At 43.5% G+C, this 3,648-nt stretch carries 6 protein-coding genes and 1 pseudogene; 4 read left to right on the top strand and 3 right to left on the bottom strand.

Annotated elements, in window-relative coordinates; genetic code table 11:
• Positions 1-257 precede the first annotated feature (257 nt).
• The 3 genes and pseudogenes from ACTG1P_RS00285 (at position 258) to rzpD (ending at position 1,499) form a co-directional block, all read left to right on the top strand.
• Positions 258-581 (top strand): annotated as a pseudogene (locus ACTG1P_RS00285) (phage holin, lambda family).
• Positions 565-1,041 carry a glycoside hydrolase family 24 protein gene (locus tag ACTG1P_RS00280; RefSeq protein WP_000229403.1) on the top strand — a complete coding sequence of 159 codons (477 nt, stop codon included), beginning with the start codon at positions 565-567 and terminating at the stop codon, positions 1,039-1,041. Before ACTG1P_RS00285 ends, ACTG1P_RS00280 begins: the two are co-directional and overlap by 17 nt.
• Positions 1,038-1,499, top strand: coding sequence for a prophage endopeptidase RzpD (gene rzpD / locus ACTG1P_RS00275; protein WP_000092275.1), 462 nt, complete (start codon positions 1,038-1,040; stop codon positions 1,497-1,499). The genes ACTG1P_RS00280 and rzpD overlap by 4 nt, the downstream gene beginning before the upstream one ends.
• 31 nt (positions 1,500-1,530) lie before the next feature.
• On the opposite strand, the gene bor is transcribed toward rzpD, so the two are convergent.
• Together bor and ACTG1P_RS00265 are read right to left on the bottom strand one after the other, a co-directional pair.
• A complete protein-coding gene (gene bor, locus ACTG1P_RS00270; protein WP_000738492.1) occupies positions 1,531-1,824 on the bottom strand; it encodes a serum resistance lipoprotein Bor in 294 nt (97 codons plus the stop codon).
• 289 nt (positions 1,825-2,113) lie between these two features.
• Positions 2,114-2,524: a DUF1398 domain-containing protein gene (locus ACTG1P_RS00265; protein WP_012775990.1), complete on the bottom strand. Its 411-nt coding sequence runs from the start codon at positions 2,522-2,524 to the stop codon at positions 2,114-2,116.
• Positions 2,525-2,809: 285 nt separating this feature from the next.
• Here ACTG1P_RS00265 and ybcW point away from each other — a divergent pair, with 285 nt between their 5' ends.
• Positions 2,810-3,016 carry a protein YbcW gene (ybcW, locus tag ACTG1P_RS00260; RefSeq protein WP_001031427.1) on the top strand — a complete coding sequence of 69 codons (207 nt, stop codon included), beginning with the start codon at positions 2,810-2,812 and terminating at the stop codon, positions 3,014-3,016.
• 164 nt (positions 3,017-3,180) lie between these two features.
• Here the strand turns inward: ybcW and ACTG1P_RS00255 are convergent, their stop codons facing one another.
• Complete coding sequence (locus ACTG1P_RS00255) at positions 3,181-3,375, bottom strand: YlcI/YnfO family protein (protein ID WP_001421937.1); 195 nt, start codon at positions 3,373-3,375, stop codon at positions 3,181-3,183.
• Between the last annotated feature and the right edge of the window lie 273 nt (positions 3,376-3,648).

The following is a 3,648-nucleotide window of genomic DNA, read 5'->3' as shown; positions in this document are numbered from 1 at the left end:
GTATTGCTAAGGTTAAGAGCCTCTCATTGTCCGTTCTCTACAGCACCTGCCATCAGATTGTGTTTGTTAGTCGCTTTTTTTTTTTGGAATTTTTTTTTTGGAATTTTTTTTTTGCGCTAACAACCTCCTGCCGTTTTGCCCGTGCATATCGGTCACGAACAAATCTGATTACTAAACACAGTAGCCTGGATTTGTTCTATCAGTAATCGACCTTATTCCTAATTAAATAGAGCAAATCCCCTTATTGGGGGTAAGACATGAAGATGCCAGAAAAACATGACCTGTTGGCCGCCATTCTCGCGGCAAAGGAACAAGGCATCGGGGCAATCCTTGCGTTTGCAATGGCGTACCTTCGCGGCAGATATAATGGCGGTGCGTTTACAAAAACAGTAATCGACGCAACGATGTGCGCCATTATCGCCTAGTTCATTCGTGACCTTCTCGACTTCGCCGGACTAAGTAGCAATCTCGCTTATATAACGAGCGTGTTTATCGGCTACATCGGTACTGACTCGATTGGTTCGCTTATCAAACGCTTCGCTGCTAAAAAAGCCGGAGTAGAAGATGGTAGAAATCAATAATCAACGTAAGGCGTTCCTCGATATGCTGGCGTGGTCGGAGGGAACTGATAACGGACGTCAGAAAACCAGAAATCATGGTTATGACGTCATTGTAGGCGGAGAGCTATTTACTGATTACTCCGATCACCCTCGCAAACTTGTCACGCTAAACCCAAAACTCAAATCAACAGGCGCCGGACGCTACCAGCTTCTTTCCCGTTGGTGGGATGCCTACCGCAAGCAGCTTGGCCTGAAAGACTTCTCTCCGAAAAGTCAGGACGCTGTGGCATTGCAGCAGATTAAGGAGCGTGGCGCTTTACCTATGATTGATCGTGGTGATATCCGTCAGGCAATCGACCGTTGCAGCAATATCTGGGCTTCACTGCCGGGCGCTGGTTATGGTCAGTTCGAGCATAAGGCTGACAGCCTGATTGCAAAATTCAAAGAAGCGGGCGGAACGGTCAGAGAGATTGATGTATGAGCAGAGTCACCGCGATTATCTCCGCTCTGGTTATCTGCATCATCGTCTGCCTGTCATGGGCTGTTAATCATTACCGTGATAACGCCATTACCTACAAAGCCCAGCGCGACAAAAATGCCAGAGAACTGAAGCTGGCGAACGCGGCAATTACTGACATGCAGATGCGTCAGCGTGATGTTGCTGCGCTCGATGCAAAATACACGAAGGAGTTAGCTGATGCTAAAGCTGAAAATGATGCTCTGCGTGATGATGTTGCCGCTGGTCGTCGTCGGTTGCACATCAAAGCAGTCTGTCAGTCAGTGCGTGAAGCCACCACCGCCTCCGGCGTGGATAATGCAGCCTCCCCCCGACTGGCAGACACCGCTGAACGGGATTATTTCACCCTCAGAGAGAGGCTGATCACTATGCAAAAACAACTGGAAGGAACCCAGAAGTATATTAATGAGCAGTGCAGATAGAGTTGCCCATATCGATGGGCAACTCATGCAATTATTGTGAGCAATACACACGCGCTTCCAGCGGAGTATAAATGCCTAAAGTAATAAAACCGAGCAATCCATTTACGAATGTTTGCTGGGTTTCTGTTTTAACAACATTTTCTGCGCCGCCACAAATTTTGGCTGCATCGACAGTTTTCTTCTGCCCAATTCCAGAAACGAAGAAATGATGGGTGATGGTTTCCTTTGGTGCTACTGCTGCCGGTTTGTTTTGAACAGTAAACGTCTGTTGAGCACATCCTGTAATAAGCAGGGCCAGCGCAGTAGCGAGTAGCATTTTTTTCATGGTGTTATTCCCGATGCTTTTTGAAGTTCGCAGAATCGTATGTGTAGAAAATTAAACAAACCCTAAACAATGAGTTGAAATTTCATATTGTTAATATTTATTAATGTATGTCAGGTGCGATGAATCGTCATTGTATTCCCGGATTAACTATGTCCACAGCCCTGACGGGGAACTTCTCTGCGGGAGTGTCCGGGAATAATTAAAACGATGCACACAGGGTTTAGCGCGTACACGTATTGCATTATGCCAACGCCCCGGTGCTGACACGGAAGAAACCGGACGTTATGATTTAGCGTGGAAAGATTTGTGTAGTGTTCTGAATGCTCTCAGTAAATAGTAATGAATTATCAAAGGTATAGTAATATCTTTTATGTTCATGGATATTTGTAACCCATCGGAAAACTCCTGCTTTAGCAAGATTTTCCCTGTATTGCTGAAATGTGATTTCTCTTGATTTCAACCTATCATAGGACGTTTCTATAAGATGCGTGTTTCTTGAGAATTTAACATTTACAACCTTTTTAAGTCCTTTTATTAACACGGTGTTATCGTTTTCTAACACGATGTGAATATTATCTGTGGCTAGATAGTAAATATAATGTGAGACGTTGTGACGTTTTAGTTCAGAATAAAACAATTCACAGTCTAAATCTTTTCGCACTTGATCGAATATTTCTTTAAAAATGGCAACCTGAGCCATTGGTAAAACCTTCCATGTGATACGAGGGCGCGTAGTTTGCATTATCGTTTTTATCGTTTCAATCTGGTCTGACCTCCTTGTGTTTTGTTGATGATTTATGTCAAATATTAGGAATGTTTTCACTTAATAGTATTGGTTGCGTAACAAAGTGCGGTCCTGCTGGCATTCTGGAGGGAAATACAACCGACAGATGTATGTAAGGCCAACGTGCTCAAATCTTCATACAGAAAGATTTGAAGTAATATTTTAACCGCTAGATGAAGAGCAAGCGCATGGAGCGACAAAATGAATAAAGAACAATCTGCTGATGATCCCTCCGTGGATCTGATTCGTGTAAAAAATATGCTTAATAGCACCATTTCTATGAGTTACCCTGATGTTGTAATTGCATGTATAGAACATAAGGTGTCTCTGGAAGCATTCAGAGCAATTGAGGCAGCGTTGGTGAAGCACGATAATAATATGAAGGATTATTCCCTGGTGGTTGACTGATCACCATAACTGCTAATCATTCAAACTATTTAGTCTGTGACAGAGCCAACACGCAGTCTGTCACTGTCAGGAAAGTGGTAAAACTGCAACTCAATTACTGCAATGCCCTCGTAATTAAGTGAATTTACAATATCGTCCTGTTCGGAGGGAAGAACGCGGGATGTTCATTCTTCATCACTTTTAATTGATGTATATGCTCTCTTTTCTGACGTTAGTCTCCGACGGCAGGCTTCAATGACCCAGGCTGAGAAATTCCCGGACCCTTTTTGCTCAAGAGCGATGTTAATTTGTTCAATCATTTGGTTAGGAAAGCGGATGTTGCGGGTTGTTGTTCTGCGGGTTCTGTTCTTCGTTGACATGAGGTTGCCCCGTATTCAGTGTCGCTGATTTGTATTGTCTGAAGTTGTTTTTACGTTAAGTTGATGCAGATCAATTAATACGATACCTGCGTCATAATTGATTATTTGACGTGGTTTGATGGCCTCCACGCACGTTGTGATATGTAGATGATAATCATTATCACTTTACGGGTCCTTTCCGGTGAAAAAAAAGGTACCAAAAAAAACATCGTCGTGAGTAGTGAACCGTAAGCAGGTGCTGTAGAGAACGGACAATGAGAGGCTCTTAACCTT

This window comes from Aeromonas sp. 11P (assembly GCF_051920165.1).
Lineage (GTDB): Bacteria > Pseudomonadota > Gammaproteobacteria > Enterobacterales > Aeromonadaceae > Aeromonas > Aeromonas veronii.
The sequence above is the reverse complement of the archived record's forward strand: the minus strand, read 5'-3'. Positions and strand labels throughout refer to the sequence as shown.